Below are 17,241 nucleotides of genomic sequence, written 5' to 3'. Positions count from 1 at the left end.
CTATGCCTCTTCTCCGGTCGGCTCGTGCTCCACGTCGCTGCGGAGCACCCGGTCGACCGCTGTACGGAGTGTGCGGATCGTGAGTTCGGATGCGAGATGGCGTTTGTAGTCGACGGTGCCGCGTGCGTCCGCGACTGGCTCGCAGGCCTGCGCGGCCATCCGCCCGGCCTGGGCGAACGCCTCCTCGGACGGGGGACGTCCGGTCAGGTAGTCGGCGACATCCGAGAGTCCGGACGGATCCGGGTGGACCGCGGTCAGGCCGACAGCGGCCCGGGCGATCTCGCCGCCCTCCACCGTGACGGCCGCTCCGGCCGCGGTGACCGCCCAATCTCCGGTCCGCCGTTCGACCTTGGCGTACGCACTGGAGCTGTGGCCGTGGACCGGTATCACGATCTCGATGAGCATCTCGTTGTGTGCGAGCGCCGTCTCGTACGGTCCGACGAGGAACTCGGACATGGGGATCTCGCGGCGTCCGCCGGGCCCGCGCACCACGCAGGTGGCGTCGAGAACAGAGCAGACAGTGGTGAGATCCTCGGCCGGATCGGCCTGGCACAGAGATCCGCCGATGGTCCCGCGGTTGCGGACCACCGGGTCGGCGATCACCTTCTCCGCGTCGCGGAAGAGTGGGAACGCCGCCGCGAGCTCGTCCGATTCGAGCAGCCGGCGGTGCCGCGTCATCGCACCGATCCGCAGCCTCGACCGCTCGGTCGTGATGTAGCCGAGTTCGCCCTCGAGGTCGTTGATGTCGATGAGGTACTCGGGATTGGCGAGGCGAAGTTTCATCATGGGGAGCAGGCTGTGCCCGCCTGCGACGAGGCGGGCTTCGTCGCCCAGCCGGTCGAGCAGGGCGATGGCGTCGTCGACGCCCGTGGCACGCTCGTATTCGAAGGATCCTGGAACTTGCATTGTGACCTACCTCACAAACGTGGATGCTCTCAGCCTCCGCAAGAACCGGTGGTCCGTCAACCCCGGGTGAACCGCCCTAGTCGACGCAGAAATCGACGGGTTCCTCGTGGTGGATCCGACCGCTCGACTCCGCCAGCGGGCGCCCCGTGCCACCCCACCGGCGGGCGATGATCTCGGCGGCGATGGACACGGCCGTCTCCTCGGGTGTCCGGGCACCGATGTCCAGGCCGATGGGGCTCGACAGCCGGTCGAGCTCGGTGTCGGTCAGACCGGCCTCGCGCAGGCGTTCGCGCCGGTCCAGGTCCGTTCTGCGTGATCCCATGGCGCCGATGTAGGCGACGTCCCGGAGGCGCAGCGCCGTCTCGAGGAGAGGAACGTCGAACTTGGGGTCGTGGGTGAGCACGCAGATCACGGTCCGGCCGTCGATGGCCTGGGCCTCAGCCTGGGCAGCGAGATACCGGTGCGGCCAGTCCACCACCACCTCGTCGGCCGTCGGGAACCGCGCGTGCGTCGCAAACACCGGACGGGCGTCGCAGACCGTCACCCGGTATCCCATGAAGGCGCCCTGCCGGGCCACCGCGGCGGCGAAGTCGATGGCCCCGAACACGAGCATGCGCGGCCTCGGCGCGTAACTGGCGACAAACACCTCCATGCCCTCGCCGCGACGCTGACCGTCGGCGCCGTACGTCAGGACCGTGCTGCCGCCCGCCGCCAGGAGGCCCCGGGCGTCGTCGGTGACCGCGGAATCGGCCCGGTCCGAGCCGAGCGAACCGCTCACGTGCTCGGGCCGGACGACCAGCCGGCGCCCCACCCGAGCCGCGTCGAGATGCGCCACGACGGTGGCCACCGCGACCGGCAGGTGGTTCTCGATGTCCCGGGCGATCTCACCGAGCTCCGGAAAATTGTCCCGCGACACGGGCTCGACGAAGATGTCGATGATTCCACCGCAGGTGAGACCCACCTCGAACGCGTTCTCGTCGCTGATCCCGTACCGCTGCAGCAGCGGCGTGCCGGACGCCGTGACCTCGGATGCGAGTTCGTAGACCGCTCCCTCGACGCACCCGCCGGACACCGAACCGGACGCGCTGCCGTCGGGCGCCACGACCATCGACGCCCCCGGCGGTCGCGGCGCCGAGCGGAACGTGCGGACCACCGTCCCGACACCCGCCGTCCCACCCGCGGTCCACACCGCCATCAGGTCCGCCAGCACGTCGCGCATCAGCACCCTTCCCGCTCGAGTCCGACGTGTGATACACGCTCAGCTACAAGCCTATTCCGCCGAGGCGAGTTTGGCCCGGGAGACGGGAACCTCGACTTCGACCGGCGTCAGCGGGAACGGCGGCGTCCCCACCCCGGAGATCCGATAGTGGCCCCACGGGTCGCGCTCCGCGAGCGCCGCGGGCGCTTCCGGACCGTCCCCGATCGTGAGGAACAACGGCGTGCGGTTGCGTTGCTTCGCCACGTCGACGCCGTCACCGACGACGCGGCCGTACCAGTGGTAGCGGCCGTCCAGCGGTTCGATGTGACCGTTCAGAAAGACCTCGACGGCCACCGTCAGGTCGCCGGACGTGAGCACGCCGGGCCCGCGGTACTCCGTGTCGTCCTCGCGCTCGGCGAGCGAACTCAGCTCGAAGTGCCGATCCTCGGGGCTGCGCATGCGCCGCCAATAGGATGCGCTCGACCCCGGCCACGCCGCCCGATTGTGGCCGGTGGAATCGAGATACCAACTGTCGCAACCACCCGAATTCCACACCGAGCCCGCGAGCTTGCGGTGGACCACCCGGTTGAATTCGCGCTGCGCGCCCGCACGCACCTCGATCCGCGTCGCGTCGCGCTTCTTCATCAGCGCCAGGCATCGGGTGATGTAGTGCGCCTGGGCCTCGATGACGAAGACGATCGACTGATTGCCGCCACCGGAATTCGGCCCCATCATGAGGAAGAAATTCGGGAACCCCGTGACCGCGACACCGAGGTACGCCTCCATGCCGTCGCGCCACGCCCGCTGGATCGTCAGCCCACGCCGGCCCACGATGTGCTCGTTCTCGAACCGGTCGCCGACGGCGAAACCGGTGCCGTAGACGATGACGTCCGCCTCGTGCATCGTTCCGTCCTCGGTGCGGATCCCGCGCTCGGTGACCTCCGAGATGCCCGAGGTGACCAGATCGACGTTCCCGCGTTGCAGGGCCGGGTAGAAATTGCTGGACACCAGAATCCGCTTGCAGCCGATGGTGTAGTCGGGGGTCAGGGTGGCGCGCAGTTCGGGATCACGCACCTGCCTGCGCAGCAGACCCCGGGCTGCCGACTCCAGCACCGTCATCAGTCGCGGGTGCAGGAACCCGGCGATCAGCGATTCGTGACTCCAGTAGATCGCACCGCGGTAGGCCTTCTGGACTCCGGGAACAGCCGTGAACACCGCCTTCTCCCCGGCCGTGATCTGGCGGTCCAGCTTCGGCAGGATCCAGTGCGGAGTCCGCTGGAAGACGTCGACGTGCGCGGCCGTCTTCGCGACCTCGGGAACGAACTGCACGGCACTGGCTCCGGTGCCGACGACCGCCACCCGCTTACCGCTCAGGTCGACCGAGTGATCCCACTCGGCGGAATGGAATGCCGCACCCGAGAACGACTTCCGTCCGGAAAAATCCGGGACGCTGGGTTTGTGCAGCGGTCCCGGACCGGCGACGACGATACGGGGTGATAGACGGAACCCGACCGGGTCTCCACCCGCCACCGGTCGGTGGTCTCGTCGAACTCGTAGGAGATCACCTCGGAGCCGAACCGGATGTGTGGTGCCAGATCGTATTCGCGGACCACCCGTTCGATGTAGTCGAGAATCTCGGGTTGCCGCGCGTACATCCGCGTCCATTTCCGGTTGGGCGCGAAGGAGAACGAATACATCAGCGACATCACGTCGCAGCCACACCCGGGATACGTGTTCTCCCGCCACGTTCCACCCACCCGATCGGATTTCTCGAGGACGACGAAGTTCTCCTCGCCCGCCTCCTTCAGTTTGATCGCCATACACAATCCGGCGAATCCGGTGCCGACGACGAGGACGTCCGGCTCGGCGACCCCGGGTGTCACAGGAATCCCCCGCGCCGCCACAGCGCGCGGGAGGTGGCTCGCATCAACCCGTTCTCCTCGAGGAACGCGGCCAGCGACTCGAACCCGCGTCGCTGATTCTCGCGAAAATTGGGGTTTGCCAGCGCCTGTCGACGCGCTTCCTTCGGGTCCAGTCCGGCCCGCTCGTACATGGCCGGGTTGGTGAACAGCCGCTGGAACAGCGGGCCGCCGATCCCCTGCAGCGTTCCGACCCACAGCCGGTCGATCCGGTGGCCTTCCGCGACGCGGCGACGCACCCCCTCGCGCGCGAATCGGATGTGCCGGGACTCCTCGGTGACGTGGATCCGCATCAGCCGGGAGATCATCGGCTGCAACTGCGGGTCCTCGAGGACGCGCCGCTGCGTGGCGTCGAAGATCTCCTCGCCGATCAGAGCCGCAACCCAGAGCATGGTTCCGCGAAATGTCTTGGGCAGCAGATTGACCACGACTGCCTGATACCACCGGAGCTGGAAGGGCTTGGCGCCCATCTGCTCGATGGCACGCCCGAACATCGTCATGTGCCTGCACTCGTCGCCCATCTCGGTGAGCGTGTACCGGGTGTGCAGCGAGCTCGGGTCGTTGTGCAGCAGCGCGCGCAGGAGCGCCTGGTTGAGGATGTTCTCGAACCAGATTCCGACGCTGAGGATGTTCGCCGATTCCTGCCGGGACAGCTCGATGCGCTGCGCCTCGCTCATCCGGTCCCACATCTCGGTTCCCCACAGGGACAGGACCTGCGGCGGCAGGAAGTACTTGCCGTCCTCGAGGGGCGCGTCCCAGTCGATGTCGACGACGGGAGCGTACGAACGCTTGACGGATCCTGCGAGGAGCCGGCCGGCGACTTCTTCCCGATCGATCGTGTGTGAACGCTGAGACATCGCTGTTCCCTTCGTCGAGCGCGATTCCATCTCGTTTCCGTTTATAGGTAAAACGTAAACCCGGGTGTGACGCAGGTCAATGGTTATCTGTGACTCGAGTTCACATTTGCCGCTTCTGTTTGCGCCCACCCCACCCGAACAGCACAATCAGGGCCGTGAGGACGCAGCCGACGACACCGACCCCCGGCGAACTCCGGGATCGGATCCTCGATGCGGCCGAGGAATGCCTGATCGAACTCGGCTACAGCACCCGGCTTCACGCGGTCATCGCCGAGCGAGCAGGGCTGTCCCGGCCCACGCTCTACAAACACGTCGGCGATCAGTCCGCCATCCTCGAGGCCCTCTTCCAGCGGGAGATCTCGCGGTTCTTCGTCGTGCTCGACCCGGTGCTGCGAGGACGGCAGAGCCAACTCCAGGTGCGATTCGTCGACGCCGTCGTGTTCGCCGTCCAGTACGCACGCGGACACCGGTTGCTGCAGAAGGGCTTGCGCGACGACCCCGACGTTGTACTCCCCTGGTTCACGGTCAAGGCGAAGCCGATGATCGAACTCGGGGCCCAACTGCTCACACCGCACTTCGAGCGCCTGTTCTCGCGCGAGCAACTGTCGGGAGTGAGCCCCACCGCCATCTCCGAATGGGCGTTCCGCGTCATCGGCTCGCTCATCATCACGGAGGGGATCGTGGACACGTCCGACGAGCGGGCTCTGCGCGAGTTCGTCCGGTCCCTGCTGTCGATCGCGTTCATGCCGGAACCGAACGTTCATATTCCTTGACGCGTATATACGCGAAGGAGCATACTTGCACCATGGCACCGGACGTGTTCGCCGTGGTCGCCGAACCGCAGAGGCGCAGGATCCTCGAACAGCTGCGGGCCGGCCACGCCAGCGTCGGCGAACTCGTCGACCAGCTCGCCCTGCCCCAGCCGACCGTGTCCAAACACCTGCGGGTGCTGCGGCAGGCCGGATTCGTCACCTGCCGCACCGCCGCCCAGCAACGCATCTACAGCCTGCACCGCGAACCGTTCGACGAGTTCGACGCGTGGCTGCAGCCCTACCGCCGGCTGTGGACGCATCACCTCGATGCGCTCGAGCGGCACCTCGATTCGAAGGAGACCCCGTCATGACCGAGTCAGACGCACGACGCGACTACCGCCCCGGCCCACTGCGGCACGTCGAAGCACGACCCGACGGCACCCGATGGGCCCTCACCTTCGTTCGCGAGTTCACCCACTCGCCGTCGGCGCTGTGGACCGCGCTCACCGACCCCGGCGAACTTCCGCTGTGGGCGCCGTACACCGCGGACCGGAACCTCGGAACGGTCGGTCCCGCAACCCTGATCATGGTCGACGGGCAGAATCGCACCGAACTCGACGGCACCGTGACCCGGGCCGACTCACCTCACGTCCTCGAACACGCCTGGGGCGACGACGTCCTGCTCTGGACGATCGGCGAAACCGACGCGGGCACGCGACTGACCTTGCGACACACGCTCGACGACCAGCACACCGCTGCGATGACGGCCGCCGGGTGGCACATGTGCCTGGACGTCGCCGACGCCCTGCTCGACGGAAATCCGATCGGACCGATCGTCGGTGCCGAGGCGATGAACTACGGCTGGCGCGAACTCAACGAGCAGTACTCCACACGCCTCGGCGTCGAACCGATCGATCCGACGCTGCAATGAATCCGTGACGGGCGCCGACCGCTCCCCGTACCGTTGACGCATGGGACTGCAATGGGAAGCCGTGGTGGTCAACGCTCTCGATCCGACAGCCCTGGGACGCTGGTGGGCCGAGGCCCTGGGCTGGGGCGCCGTGACCGACTCCGACGGCGACGTCCACATCCGGCCCCGGGCCGACAGCCACCCGGAAATTCTGTTCGTGGCCGTTCCGGATGGGAAACGGATTCCGAATCGGCTGCATCTCGACTTCCGGCCCGATGATCAGGAGGCCGAGGTTGCACGGCTTCTCGGACTCGGCGCCCGGCACGCGGATGTCGGTCAGGGCGAGCAGAGTTGGGTGGTGCTCGCCGATCCCGAGGGCAACGAGTTCTGCGTCCTGTCCGGTCGGCGCTGACGCCGGTCAGGCCACCTTCGCCCGCAGGGTCCGCAGCGCCTGGTGCTGCACTACGAGGACCCGGCCCACAGGGAGGCCGAGGAGGCCCGCGGTGTCGTGCACGGACAGCCCGTCGATGACCCGCAGCAGGACGATCTCCCGGGCCGTGGCGTCGAGATGGTGCAGCAGCCCGGCCACTTCCGCCGGAACGTCGGGGCTTCCGGCCGCGCCGCCGTGCGCGTCCGCGACGGTCCGGCTCACGACGCGATACACCTCGCGGACGGGATAGTCACTGCGAGCGAGAGTCGGAAGCTCGCGCGCCACCGCGAGCAGCGCTTCGTGCGCCACCTCGTCCGCCGGCCGCGTGACCTGCGTGGAATTCCCCACGCGCGTGCGGCAATACCGCACCACCTGCGGCCACAGCGTCGTCATCACTCGCTCGACGGCCTCGCGATCCCCCGCCGCGGCGGCCGTCGCTGCCGAATGCAATTCCTCGTCAAGCACACTCATGTGACCCTCGATCCCCCGACCTCGCCGCCTCCGGTCATCCGTCACGGCGCTTCCGTACTCATCTTCCGGCACACGAGGGGTCACCACATCCGGGAGATTCCCCATTTCCCGGTGCGTGAAACCACCTACATGTCCGGCTTCCTCCGCAGGTTCTTGGTCTGGCCGCGTTGTTTCTTGGCGTCGAGTCTTCGTCGGTGCGAACCCTTGGTCGCCTTGGTCGGACGCCGGGTGCGGGATTCGGCGAGGACGGCCGCGCGCAGCAACGCCGCCATCCGGGCCCGCGCCGCGCGCCGATTGCGCAGCTGCGAACGGGTTTCGGACGCCGTCACGGTGACCACCCCGTCAATGATCCTGTGCCCCAGCTGAACCTGCATGCGTTCGAGCTGGGACGGCGACAGCGTCGACAACGTCCACAGGTTCACCCGCAACTCCACCCGCGAGTCGGTGGTGTTGACGCCCTGACCGCCGGGACCGCCGGCGCGGGAGAACCTCCACTGCAACTCGGCGGCCGGAACGACAAGCGACCGCGTGATCTCGAGGTCGTCGGTGACCTCGCCACCGGGAAACACCGGAGGAACTTCGCTCACACTCCCAGCGCCCGGGCCAGCACCGGCCAGGAATCGTGCAGGTCGTCCTGCCAGTATCCCCACGAGTGTGTACCCGAGTTACGGAAACTCGCGGTTGCAGGTATTCCCAGTTCCCCCAGGCGATCCGTGAATCGATGGGTGCAGTAGTTGGTCACCGCTTCGATGGGACCGCCCGCGTAGATCTGACGCGCGAGCGTAGCGACGTTCCCGTCGATCCCGGGGCCGTCCAGGGTCTCGTGGCGCCCCGGCAGACCGTTGCCGTTGGAGAGGAACAGTTCCGTTCCGCGCAGTTCGGCGGCGTGAACGTAGGGATCGTTCGCCGCCCACGCCGGATCGTCCGCCTCGCCGTACATGTTGGCCGGGTTGCCGTAGCCGTAGTTGTCCATGGTGATCTTGATGAGGAGCTGACCGAGCGGATCACTGGTCAGAGCGCAACCGCTGTAGGCGGCCACGCCACGGAACAGACCGGGGGCGGCGATCGCCAACTGCAGAGCGGCAGTACCCACCCGTGACATGCCGGCGAGCGCGTTGACTCCGTTGGTGCCGAGGGCCGCGTCGACGACCGGCGGAAGTTCCTGAGTCATAAAGGTCTTCCACTTGTTCACCCCCATCACCGGGTCGGGGCTCTTCCAGTCCGTCCAATACGCGTTCTCGCCGCCGGAAGGGCTGACGACGTTCACGTTCTGATCGGCCAGGAACTCTTCGACATCGGTCTTCTCCCGACGGACCTGACCGTCGAGGAAGTACAGCGTCGGCCTCGGCACTCTCGTGTCGGCAGGGCGCTGGACGTACACCGGAACGACCCGCTGCATCGACGCCGAGAAGACGTGCAACGTCAGGTGTCTCGGATCGACCACGGTGACGTGATCGAGCGTCGACCCGTTCGACGCCACCGCGGAACCGAGCGCCTGACCGGTGTCGACGATCGGATCGGCGGCCGCCGCGACGGTGCCACCGAGGCAGAGAGAGACCACGGTCACGGCCGCGACGGCCGCTGTGCGCAATTTCCCCCGAAACATGTGTCGTCTCACGACCGACTACCGCCCTCCACCCGCACGAATTCCGGTCCCGGGGCATGCTAACAGTTCCCGCGATGCCGAGTAACGGAAGAGCCTTTCCGCGCGATGAACATTCGACCCCCCACGTTCATTGAAGGACCGGCATGACGTTTCCCCCGCCCTCATCACCTGCCACTCGCAAGAAGTGGCCCTGGATTACCGCCGGGATCGTCGTAGTCGTGGCCGCGGTCTCGTTCCTCAGCCCCGGACAGGACGACCAATCGGCCCAGGCCACAGCGGTATCCGCGTCCGTGACACCCACGGTCGCCGATTCGACGACCGTGCGTGCCGCGTCGAGTTCGTCGACACCGGTGCCGGTTTCGTCTGCGCTCGCCCTCTCGCCGGTCGAACCCGCCGCGGTCGGCGGCGCCGAGGCGACCGCCGCGCTGCAGCAACTCGCCGGCCTCGAGATCAAGGGACGCGCACCGAAGACCGGTTACGACCGTGATCTCTTCGGCCAGGCGTGGACCGACGACGTCACGGTCGAGGGCGGCCACAACGGGTGCGACACGCGGAACGACATCCTCGGGCGCGACCTCGAACAGATCGTGTTCAAGCCGGGCACCCGCGACTGCGCGGTACAGACCGGAACGCTGCTCGACCCGTACACGGGCAACACCATCTCGTTCGTCCGCGGTGAGGGCACGTCGAATGCCGTACAGATCGATCACGTCGTCGCGTTGTCCGATGCCTGGCAGAAGGGCGCCCAGCAGCTCGACACCGCGACCCGGGTGAACTTCGCGAACGATCCGCGGAACCTCAAAGCCGTCGACGGACCCGCCAACCAGCAGAAATCGGACGGCGACGCCGCCACCTGGCTACCCCCGAACAAGAGCTACCGGTGCACGTACGTGGCCGATCAGGTGGAGGTGAAGGCCGTGTACGGCCTGTGGGTGACCCAGGCCGAGCACGACGCGATCGCCCGGGTACTGCAGGACTGCGGGGCCGCAGCGCCCGCCGCGGCGCCGCAGCCGACGACCACCACGGTGCCGGAAGCGGTACCTGCGCCCGCACCCGTTCCCGCTCCGGCACCGGCGCCCGCACCCGTCCCGTTCGTCGACACGGCACAGCCGAGCGACGTCTACTACAAGAACTGCTCCGCGGCGAAGGCGGCCGGTGCGGCGCCGGTACGGATCGGCGAGCCGGGCTACGGGACGCATCTGGACCGCGACGGTGACGGTGTCGGCTGTGAGAGCTGATCCGGGCCTGCCGAGACACGCACCGCCGCCGCAGGTTAACCTGAACTGCCTGCAGGGACGTCGGGTACCTGTAGCTCTCTGTACATGTCAGAAAGATGGAATCGGCATGACCACTGCACCCGACGCACTCGGGCACCCCCCACATACGGGCGAACCGCCCGTAACCCGCATCTATCCGAAGCCGGCGTTGTCGGCTCGCGAAGTCGAGGTTCTACGGCACTGGTTGCGCGGCGACTCCAAGCTCGCCGTCGCCGCCGACCTCCACATCGCCCTCGGAACGGTCAACACCCACCTGACCCGCATCCGCGAGAAGTACGCGCTGGTCGGACGTGACGCGTCCACCAAGACGGCGCTGCTGGTGCGGGCCCTTCAGGACGGGATAATCACGATCGCCGAACTCTGACGGCCTACGCCCTGCGCAGGGCGTCCCGGTCGATCTCGGCCACCGACGTCAGGCCACTGAGCCCCATCGTGAGGTCGAACTCGGCGATCACGTTGGCCGTGGCGTCCCGCGCACCGGCCTGACCTGCGAGGGCCAGGCCGTACAGGTGGGGCCGGCCGAGCGTCACCGCGTCCGCACCGAGCGCGAGGGCCTTGAAGACGTCTGCTCCCGTGCGGATTCCGCTGTCGAGGAGCAGCGTCAGCCTGCCGTCCACGACGGGCGCGATGTCCACGAGCGCGTCCAGCGACGACACGCTGCCGTCCACCTGCCGCCCACCGTGATTCGACACGACGATGCCGTCCACCCCGGCATCGAGAGCGCGCCTGGCGTCGTCCGGGTGCAGCACGCCCTTGAGGAGGATCGGCAGCGACGTCCTGCTGCGGAGGGTCTCGATATCGGCCCAGCTCAGCGACGGCCGGGAGTAGATGTCGAGGAACGTCTCCACGGCGGCCCGCGGTTCCGGCGACCGCAGGTTGTCGAGGAAGCGGCCCGGGAAGCGCCGGGTCATCGACACCAGTGACCGAATCGCGCCGAGCGTCACCTCGACGTCCGCCTTGCCGGCGGCAGCCTTGATCCGCTCGTGCACGATCCGGCGGAACACCGGATCGGACGTGTACTGCGCGATCCCCTGCCCCTGCGCGAAGGGCAGCGAGCCGAGGTTGAGGTCTTCCGGGCGCCAGCCGAGCATGGTCGTGTCGAGGGTGACCACGACCGCGTCCGCACGAATGTTCTCGGCGCGCTGGAGCAGGCTGTCGACGAGATCGTCGTCGGTGCTCCAGTACAACTGGAACCACCGGGGCGCGTCGCCCATCGCCGCGGCGCTCTCCTCCATCGGCGCGCAGCCTTGATTGGAGAAGATGTACGGCACACCCAGTTCGGCGGCAGCGGCGGCGATCGCCACATCCGCCTCGGGGCCGGCCAGTTCGGCGGCACCCACCGGGGCGAGCAGGACCGGGGCCGGAATCCTGCGCCCGAACAACTCGACGCCGATGTCGCGCTTCGAGACATCGCGCAGCACCCGGGGAACGATCTGCCACTTGTCGAACGCATCGCGGTTGGCCTGCATCGTGCGACCCAGTCCCGCGCCGCCGTGCACGTACGCCCAACCCTTCGCGCTCATCTTCCTCCGCGCGCGTCGCTCCAGCGTGTCGAAATCGGTGGGAACGGAGGGTGTGCGACCGAGGACGCCGTCGCGATAGATCAGATTCTGGCGGGCCCGGCCCGGGCTGTCCTGGTTCTCGCTCGCAGACATGCGCCGAGTCTTCCACAGCGCGTCGCGAACCGACGGCAGGTCGTCGGGACGCGTAGGTTTGTGACCGGCACCACACCGTGCGCTGCCCCGACCATGTCCTAGGAGACCGAGATGCCCGACCGTCCGTCCCTCACCGGCGCTCCCTGCTGGATCGATCTCACCAGTTCCGACCCCCAACAGGTCATTCCGTTCTACACCGGGCTGTTCGGCTGGAGGTCCGACACCAACGAGGATCCGCAGTACGGCGGGTACTCCATCTTCAGCAAGAACAGCAAACCCATTGCGGGCCTTGGTCCGCAACAACAGGGCAACCCGTACGGCAACGTGTGGACCACCTACATCGCATCCGAGGACGCGGAGGCCACCGCCGCGAAGGCGGCCGAGGCGGGCGGGCAGGTGATGATGCCCGCGATGACCGTGGGCGACCAGGGCACGATAGCCATCCTCGGCGATCCCGCCGGCGCCGTGATCGGCGTGTGGCAGGCCGATCAACACGACGGCTTCGGCCTCGTGGACGAACCCGGCGCGCCCGTCTGGCACGAAACGCTGTCGCGGAACTACGCGGCGGCGCTCCCCTTCTACGCGGACGTCTTCGGCTGGACCTATCGGACTCTCGGCGACACGGACGAATTCCGGTACTCACAGGCCGACCTCGGCGACCGCACGGTCGCCGGAGTCATGGACGCCGACTCGTTCCTGCCCGAAGGCGTCCCCTCGTTCTGGCAGTTCTACATCGGCGTCGACGACACGGACGCGGCAGTCGCGAAGGTGACCGAACTGGGCGGCAGCGTCCGGCGCGAACCGGAGGACACACCGTTCGGGCGGCTCGCGTCCGTCGCCGATCCCCTCGGCGCCACGTTCCAGATCACGACCCTGCAGTCCTGACCCGGCGACGGTGGCGTGCAGACCGCGCCACCGTCACACCGGGCCGAACGGCGCCTGCGCCTCCTTGGCGTCCCAGATGTCGAGGAGCGAGCGGAGAATCTCCTCCGACATGCCCAGGCCCCCGAGATGGCTTTCCCCGTGCATCGTGTGGAATTCGGCGTCGGGAAGAAGCGACACCATGTGCTGCCCGTGCCGGAGCGGGATGATGTGGTCGCAGTCGCCGTGCCACCACCGCACCGGGGTCTTCACCGCGTTCACGCGGAATCCCCAGTCCCGCGCGAACAGGACGAGGTCGGCGAACGGTGCACTGAGCTGCTTGCGGCCGCCGTTGAGCAGATCGTCGAGGAACATCGCTTTGAACTCCGGCCGCGCGAGCAGACGACGGTCGCCTTCCGGAGAAAGCCGTCCGTACAGGTCGATGATCGGCGACGCGAACGGTCTCGCCAGCCTGATCACGGAACTCGCCGCCAACCCGACGGGAACACCGCCCGCCGACAGCACCGGAGCCGCCAGGACGGCGAGATCCATCAACCCGCTGCGGATCGCGTCGGGACCCTTCGTCGGCGCGACACCCCCGAGGATGCCGGTCGCGACCACGCGGTCGGGCATCGCGTATGCCGCGGCCAGCGTGTAGGGGCCGCCCCCGGACAGGCCGACCACGGCCATCTGGTCGATGCCCAGCGTGTCGGCGACCGTGCGCAAATCTTCGGCGAAGTCGATCACGGCGCCGTAGCGGTGCGGCGTCGACGAACCGACCCCCGGCCGGTCGATTCCGATCAGCCGGACGTGCTCGCGTTCGGCGAACGCGCGCGCTTCCATCGGCACCTGCCGCCGCGCTCCGGGCGTGCCGTGCAGCCAGAACACGGCCCTGCCCTGTGCCGAACCGAACTCCGCGAAGCCGAGCCGACGCCCCTCGCCTACCGCGACCGTGCCCTCCAACTGCGGGCGTGCGATATCCACCATGCCCACAGCTTCGCACGTGACACCCGTCACGTTTCCGCCCGGGACCCGCTCAGCGGTGTGCGGTGGACGTGAACTGATAGGTCGCGGCATCGACGATCTGCTCGGGAGACACCTCGATCTCGCCGTTCAGCCACGACGTCATGAGTTCCGCAAGCCCACCCACGAACAGCAGCGCGGTGATCTCGTCCTGCGGCGACGACCACGCCCGGTCGCCGTAGAGTTCCTTCGATTCCTCCGCGACCAGCAGGGCGAACGCCCGCAACAATTCACGCCGACGCGTCCGCAGCGGTTCGGCGCCCGCCGATTCGATGATCGACACCCGCCCTTTCCGCGGGTCCGCCGTCAGGATCTCGACGAAGGTCGCGATCGCCGCCCGCGCCCGTACCTCGGGGTCGCCGGTCACGGTCTGGAGGGTGACCCGCGCCGCCTCCGCGATCTCCGCGGCGATGCCCTCGATCACCTGCACCAGCAGGTCGTCCCGGCTGTGGAAGCTCTCGTAGAAATAGCGTTCCGTCAGTTTCGCCTCGGCGCAGATCGCGGTCATGGTCGCCTTCTCGCCGCCCACGGTGCCGAACACCTGCAGGCCCGCCTCGAGCAGTCGCACGCGACGGTCCGCGGCGCGTTCCTCCGAACTTCGACCGCGGTACTGGCGCGCCGGCTGACTCATGACTCGATGTTGACAGACCCACAGGCGTGACGCACACTACACACATCTGACAGAGTGTCCTGTCACATATGCCGACGAGGAGGGCCGATGCCCAAAGTTCTCGCTGCTCCCCCACCGCAAAGCACCCTGCAACCCATCTCGGGCAATGCCGGATTCCCCGTCATCGGACACTCACTGGACTACTTCCGCGACCCGATGGGACTGCTGCAGAGTCGCTGGGATCGCTACGGCCCCGTGTCGTGGCTGAGCATGGCCGGCAAACGGTGGGTCACCGTGCTCGGACCGGACGGCTGCCAGACGGTGCTGCAGAACAAGGACCGCGCCTTCGTCAACAGCGACGGCTGGAGCGTGCTTATCGGGCCGTTCTTCCACCGCGGGCTGATGCTCCTCGACGGCGACGAACACCTCGCCCACCGGCGAATCATGCAGCAGGCCTTCACCCGCGACCGGCTGTCGCGCTATACCGAGGCACTCCATCCGGCCGTCGAGAAGGGGCTCGACGGCTGGCAACCCACCCCGGGCTTCGCCGCGTACCCCGCGCTGAAGGAGCTGACACTCGATCTCGCCACGAGCATCTTCATGGGCGGTGCCGAGGGGTCGACGCCCAGGGAGATGGCCGAGATCAACAAGGCCTTCATCGACAGCGTGCAGGCCGCCACGTCGGTGGTGCGGTACCCCCTGCCCGGAACACGATGGAAGCGCGGCATCGACGGGCGCGCACGACTCGAGGAGTTCTTCCGCCGCTACCTGCCCGCGCGTCGAGCGGGTGCCGGCGACGACCTGTTCTCCGCGCTGTGCCACATCGAATCCGAAGAGGGGCAACGGTTCAGCGACGACGACGTCGTCAACCACATGATCTTCCTGCTGATGGCGGCGCACGACACATCCACCATCACGCTGTCGACGATGATGCAGTACCTCGGCCAGCACCCCGACTGGCAGGAGCGGTGCAGGCGGCAGTCGGCGGCACTGGGCACGTCCACCCCGACCTACGGTCAACTCGACGAACTGACCGACCTCGACCTCGTCATGAAGGAATGCCTGCGCCTCGTTCCGCCGGTCCCGGTGGTCGCCCGCCGCGCGGTCGAGGACACCGAGGTGCTCGGCCACTACATCCCCCGGGGCACGTACATGTCGGTGGTCGTGCACTTCACCCATCACATGCCCGAGTACTGGCCCGATCCGGAGAGGTTCGACCCCGAACGGTTCACACCCGAACGCCGCGAGGACAAGGTTCACCGGTTCGCGTGGGAGCCGTTCGGCGGCGGCGTACACAAATGCCTGGGGATGCACTTCGCGGGCGCCGAAATCAAGACAGTCATGCACCACCTGCTGCGGCGATTCGACTGGCAGGTGAGCCCCGGCTACGTCGCCCCGCTCAATTACACCTCGCTGCCGTTTCCCTCCGACGGCCAGCCCGTGGACCTGTATCACCGCGTCGGCGGAGCCGACACCCCATAAGTGCAGCCGGAGCCGACAACCCATAGTGCACTCCGAGCCAATCCACCATAGTGGAGGTCATGACCGTTACGGCGCCCCCGCTCGACGTGTATTCGCAGCCCACGCTGTCCGCCCTGATGCCGTCCGTCCTCGCCGCACTGGGCGTTGCCGGCGAACCCAACCGGCTGCACCTGCCGGACAGCAGGCACACCGTGGTGTTCTTGATCGACGGCCTCGGCTGGACGTCGCTGCGTCGCCACCGCGACCACGCCCCGTTCCTCGACAGCCTGACCGGACGGCCGATCCGGGCCGGCTTCCCCACCACGACCGCCACCAGCATCGCGTCGTTCGGCACGGGGTTGCCGTCCGGCGGTCACGGCATCACCGGCTACCAGTCATACGTTCGTGAGGTTCGCGGCACTCTCAACTGGTTGTCGTGGCGCGCGGGCCACAAGGGCGACGAACTCACCCGCCTGGTGCCCGAGGTCGTCCAGCCCGCGCCCACCGTGTTCGAACGCGCCGCGGCAGCCGGCATCACGTGCACGACCGTGGTTCCCGCGAAATTCGACGGGTCCGGGCTCACCCGGGCGGTCCTCCGCGGCGGCACGTTCACAGGAATACACGCGTACGGCGACCTGATCGCGCACGTGGTCACCGCGGCCCGGGGAGGCGAACGGACCCTCACCTACTGCTACCTCAGCGAAATCGACACGCTCGGGCACATTTACGGACCGGGATCCGAATCCTGGCTGCACCAGGTCGCCCTCGTCGACCGGCTCGTCGAGAAGCTCGCCGCGGGACTCGCGGCGGCACAACCCGACACCACGCTGTACGTCACCGCCGACCACGGCATGGTCACCGTCGACGACGCCGACAAGATCGACTTCGATGCCACTCCCGCCCTGTCGGACGACGTGGTGGCGCTCGCCGGCGAACCCCGGTGCCGGCACGTCCACACCCGAGCCGGAGCCGGGCACGACGTCGCCGCCCGGTGGAGGAGCGAACTGGGACACCGCATGTGGATCGGCACGAGGGACGAGGCCGTCACCGCGGGACTGTTCGGGCCGGCCGTGCGATCCGAAGTCCAGGGCCGCATCGGCGACGTCGTCGCCATCGCACAGGGCGGCGTCGCGGTGGTCCGGCGAAAGGCGGAGTCGAGGCTGTCCGCCCTCCCCGGGCAACACGGCGCCCTCACCGACGACGAGTTGCTGATTCCCCTGCTGCACAACGCGACCACGTAAACCCGGGCCGATCACCGGCCCGCGGGGCCACTCCTGATAGAAATGACGAACAGCGTTGATTTCA

Annotated in this window: 18 protein-coding genes and 1 pseudogene; 9 read left to right on the top strand and 10 right to left on the bottom strand. The window is 67.9% G+C overall.

The features are described from left to right. From CJ177_RS28810 to CJ177_RS28795, 4 genes and pseudogenes are all read right to left on the bottom strand, one after another. A complete protein-coding gene (locus tag CJ177_RS28810) occupies positions 1–906 on the bottom strand; it encodes a xanthine dehydrogenase family protein subunit M (protein ID WP_005243657.1) in 906 nt (301 codons plus the stop codon). A 76-nt stretch (positions 907–982) separates the two neighbouring features. Next, positions 983–2,125, bottom strand: a complete 1,143-nt coding sequence (locus CJ177_RS28805; RefSeq protein ID WP_025431981.1) for an XdhC/CoxI family protein — start codon at positions 2,123–2,125, stop codon at positions 983–985. Positions 2,126–2,176: 51 nt separating this feature from the next. After that, positions 2,177–3,987 (bottom strand): annotated as a pseudogene (locus CJ177_RS28800) (DUF4873 domain-containing protein). Next, a complete protein-coding gene (locus CJ177_RS28795; RefSeq protein ID WP_005243663.1) occupies positions 3,984–4,910 on the bottom strand; it encodes a diiron oxygenase in 927 nt (308 codons plus the stop codon). The pseudogene CJ177_RS28800 and the gene CJ177_RS28795 overlap by 4 nt, the downstream one beginning before the upstream one ends. A gap of 125 nt (positions 4,911–5,035) precedes the next feature. Between CJ177_RS28795 and CJ177_RS28790 the strand changes: the two genes are divergently transcribed. The 4 genes from CJ177_RS28790 to CJ177_RS28775 are packed head-to-tail and all read left to right on the top strand — an operon-like array spanning position 5,036 to position 6,954. After that, complete coding sequence (locus CJ177_RS28790; protein WP_037179847.1) at positions 5,036–5,653, top strand: TetR/AcrR family transcriptional regulator; 618 nt, start codon at positions 5,036–5,038, stop codon at positions 5,651–5,653. A 32-nt stretch (positions 5,654–5,685) separates the two neighbouring features. Continuing rightward, positions 5,686–6,003, top strand: coding sequence for a helix-turn-helix transcriptional regulator (locus CJ177_RS28785; RefSeq protein WP_005243667.1), 318 nt, complete (start codon positions 5,686–5,688; stop codon positions 6,001–6,003). Then, positions 6,000–6,563, top strand: coding sequence for an SRPBCC family protein (locus CJ177_RS28780; protein ID WP_005243668.1), 564 nt, complete (start codon positions 6,000–6,002; stop codon positions 6,561–6,563). The genes CJ177_RS28785 and CJ177_RS28780 overlap by 4 nt, the downstream gene beginning before the upstream one ends. 40 nt (positions 6,564–6,603) lie before the next feature. Next, the gene (locus CJ177_RS28775) at positions 6,604–6,954 is read left to right on the top strand and encodes a VOC family protein (RefSeq protein ID WP_005243670.1); all 351 of its coding nucleotides are present in this window, start codon (positions 6,604–6,606) and stop codon (positions 6,952–6,954) included. Between the two features lie 6 nt (positions 6,955–6,960). Here the strand turns inward: CJ177_RS28775 and CJ177_RS28770 are convergent, their stop codons facing one another. From CJ177_RS28770 to CJ177_RS28760, 3 genes are all read right to left on the bottom strand, one after another. Next, a complete protein-coding gene (locus CJ177_RS28770; protein WP_025431979.1) occupies positions 6,961–7,443 on the bottom strand; it encodes a sigma factor-like helix-turn-helix DNA-binding protein in 483 nt (160 codons plus the stop codon). A gap of 125 nt (positions 7,444–7,568) precedes the next feature. Continuing rightward, positions 7,569–8,030 (bottom strand): alternative ribosome rescue aminoacyl-tRNA hydrolase ArfB, encoded by a 462-nt coding sequence (gene arfB, locus CJ177_RS28765; protein WP_025431978.1) that lies wholly within the window; start codon positions 8,028–8,030, stop codon positions 7,569–7,571. Then, positions 8,027–9,049, bottom strand: coding sequence for an alpha/beta hydrolase family protein (locus CJ177_RS28760; protein WP_095869178.1), 1,023 nt, complete (start codon positions 9,047–9,049; stop codon positions 8,027–8,029). Before CJ177_RS28760 ends, arfB begins: the two co-directional genes overlap by 4 nt. A gap of 143 nt (positions 9,050–9,192) precedes the next feature. Between CJ177_RS28760 and CJ177_RS28755 the strand changes: the two genes are divergently transcribed. Both CJ177_RS28755 and CJ177_RS28750 read left to right on the top strand, forming a co-directional pair. Next, positions 9,193–10,287, top strand: a complete 1,095-nt coding sequence (locus CJ177_RS28755) for a DUF1524 domain-containing protein (RefSeq protein ID WP_095869177.1) — start codon at positions 9,193–9,195, stop codon at positions 10,285–10,287. Positions 10,288–10,393: 106 nt separating this feature from the next. After that, positions 10,394–10,690: a response regulator transcription factor gene (locus CJ177_RS28750; RefSeq protein WP_025431977.1), complete on the top strand. Its 297-nt coding sequence runs from the start codon at positions 10,394–10,396 to the stop codon at positions 10,688–10,690. A 4-nt stretch (positions 10,691–10,694) separates the two neighbouring features. On the opposite strand, the gene CJ177_RS28745 is transcribed toward CJ177_RS28750, so the two are convergent. After that, complete coding sequence (locus CJ177_RS28745; protein WP_025431976.1) at positions 10,695–11,981, bottom strand: alpha-hydroxy-acid oxidizing protein; 1,287 nt, start codon at positions 11,979–11,981, stop codon at positions 10,695–10,697. 111 nt (positions 11,982–12,092) lie between these two features. Between CJ177_RS28745 and CJ177_RS28740 the strand changes: the two genes are divergently transcribed. Then, the gene (locus CJ177_RS28740) at positions 12,093–12,866 is read left to right on the top strand and encodes a VOC family protein (RefSeq protein ID WP_005243682.1); all 774 of its coding nucleotides are present in this window, start codon (positions 12,093–12,095) and stop codon (positions 12,864–12,866) included. 33 nt (positions 12,867–12,899) lie between these two features. Here CJ177_RS28740 and CJ177_RS28735 read toward each other — a convergent pair whose 3' ends face one another. Then, on the bottom strand, positions 12,900–13,829 hold the full coding sequence (locus CJ177_RS28735) for an alpha/beta fold hydrolase (protein ID WP_005258512.1): 930 nt from the start codon (positions 13,827–13,829) through the stop codon (positions 12,900–12,902). A 49-nt stretch (positions 13,830–13,878) separates the two neighbouring features. After that, entirely contained in the window at positions 13,879–14,496 is a 618-nt protein-coding gene (locus tag CJ177_RS28730) for a TetR/AcrR family transcriptional regulator (protein ID WP_095869176.1), read from the bottom strand. An 87-nt stretch (positions 14,497–14,583) separates the two neighbouring features. On the opposite strand from CJ177_RS28730, the gene CJ177_RS28725 reads away from it, so the two are divergent. Both CJ177_RS28725 and CJ177_RS28720 read left to right on the top strand, forming a co-directional pair. After that, on the top strand, positions 14,584–15,957 hold the full coding sequence (locus CJ177_RS28725; protein ID WP_005243685.1) for a cytochrome P450: 1,374 nt from the start codon (positions 14,584–14,586) through the stop codon (positions 15,955–15,957). Positions 15,958–16,016: 59 nt separating this feature from the next. Beyond that, the gene (locus CJ177_RS28720) at positions 16,017–17,177 is read left to right on the top strand and encodes an alkaline phosphatase family protein (RefSeq protein ID WP_005258515.1); all 1,161 of its coding nucleotides are present in this window, start codon (positions 16,017–16,019) and stop codon (positions 17,175–17,177) included. Positions 17,178–17,241 lie beyond the last annotated feature (64 nt).

The organism is Rhodococcus sp. ACPA1 (assembly GCF_002300195.1).
Lineage (GTDB): Bacteria > Actinomycetota > Actinomycetes > Mycobacteriales > Mycobacteriaceae > Rhodococcus_F > Rhodococcus_F opacus.
Note: the sequence above shows the minus strand (reverse complement) of the source record. Positions and strands in the feature narration are given on the sequence as shown.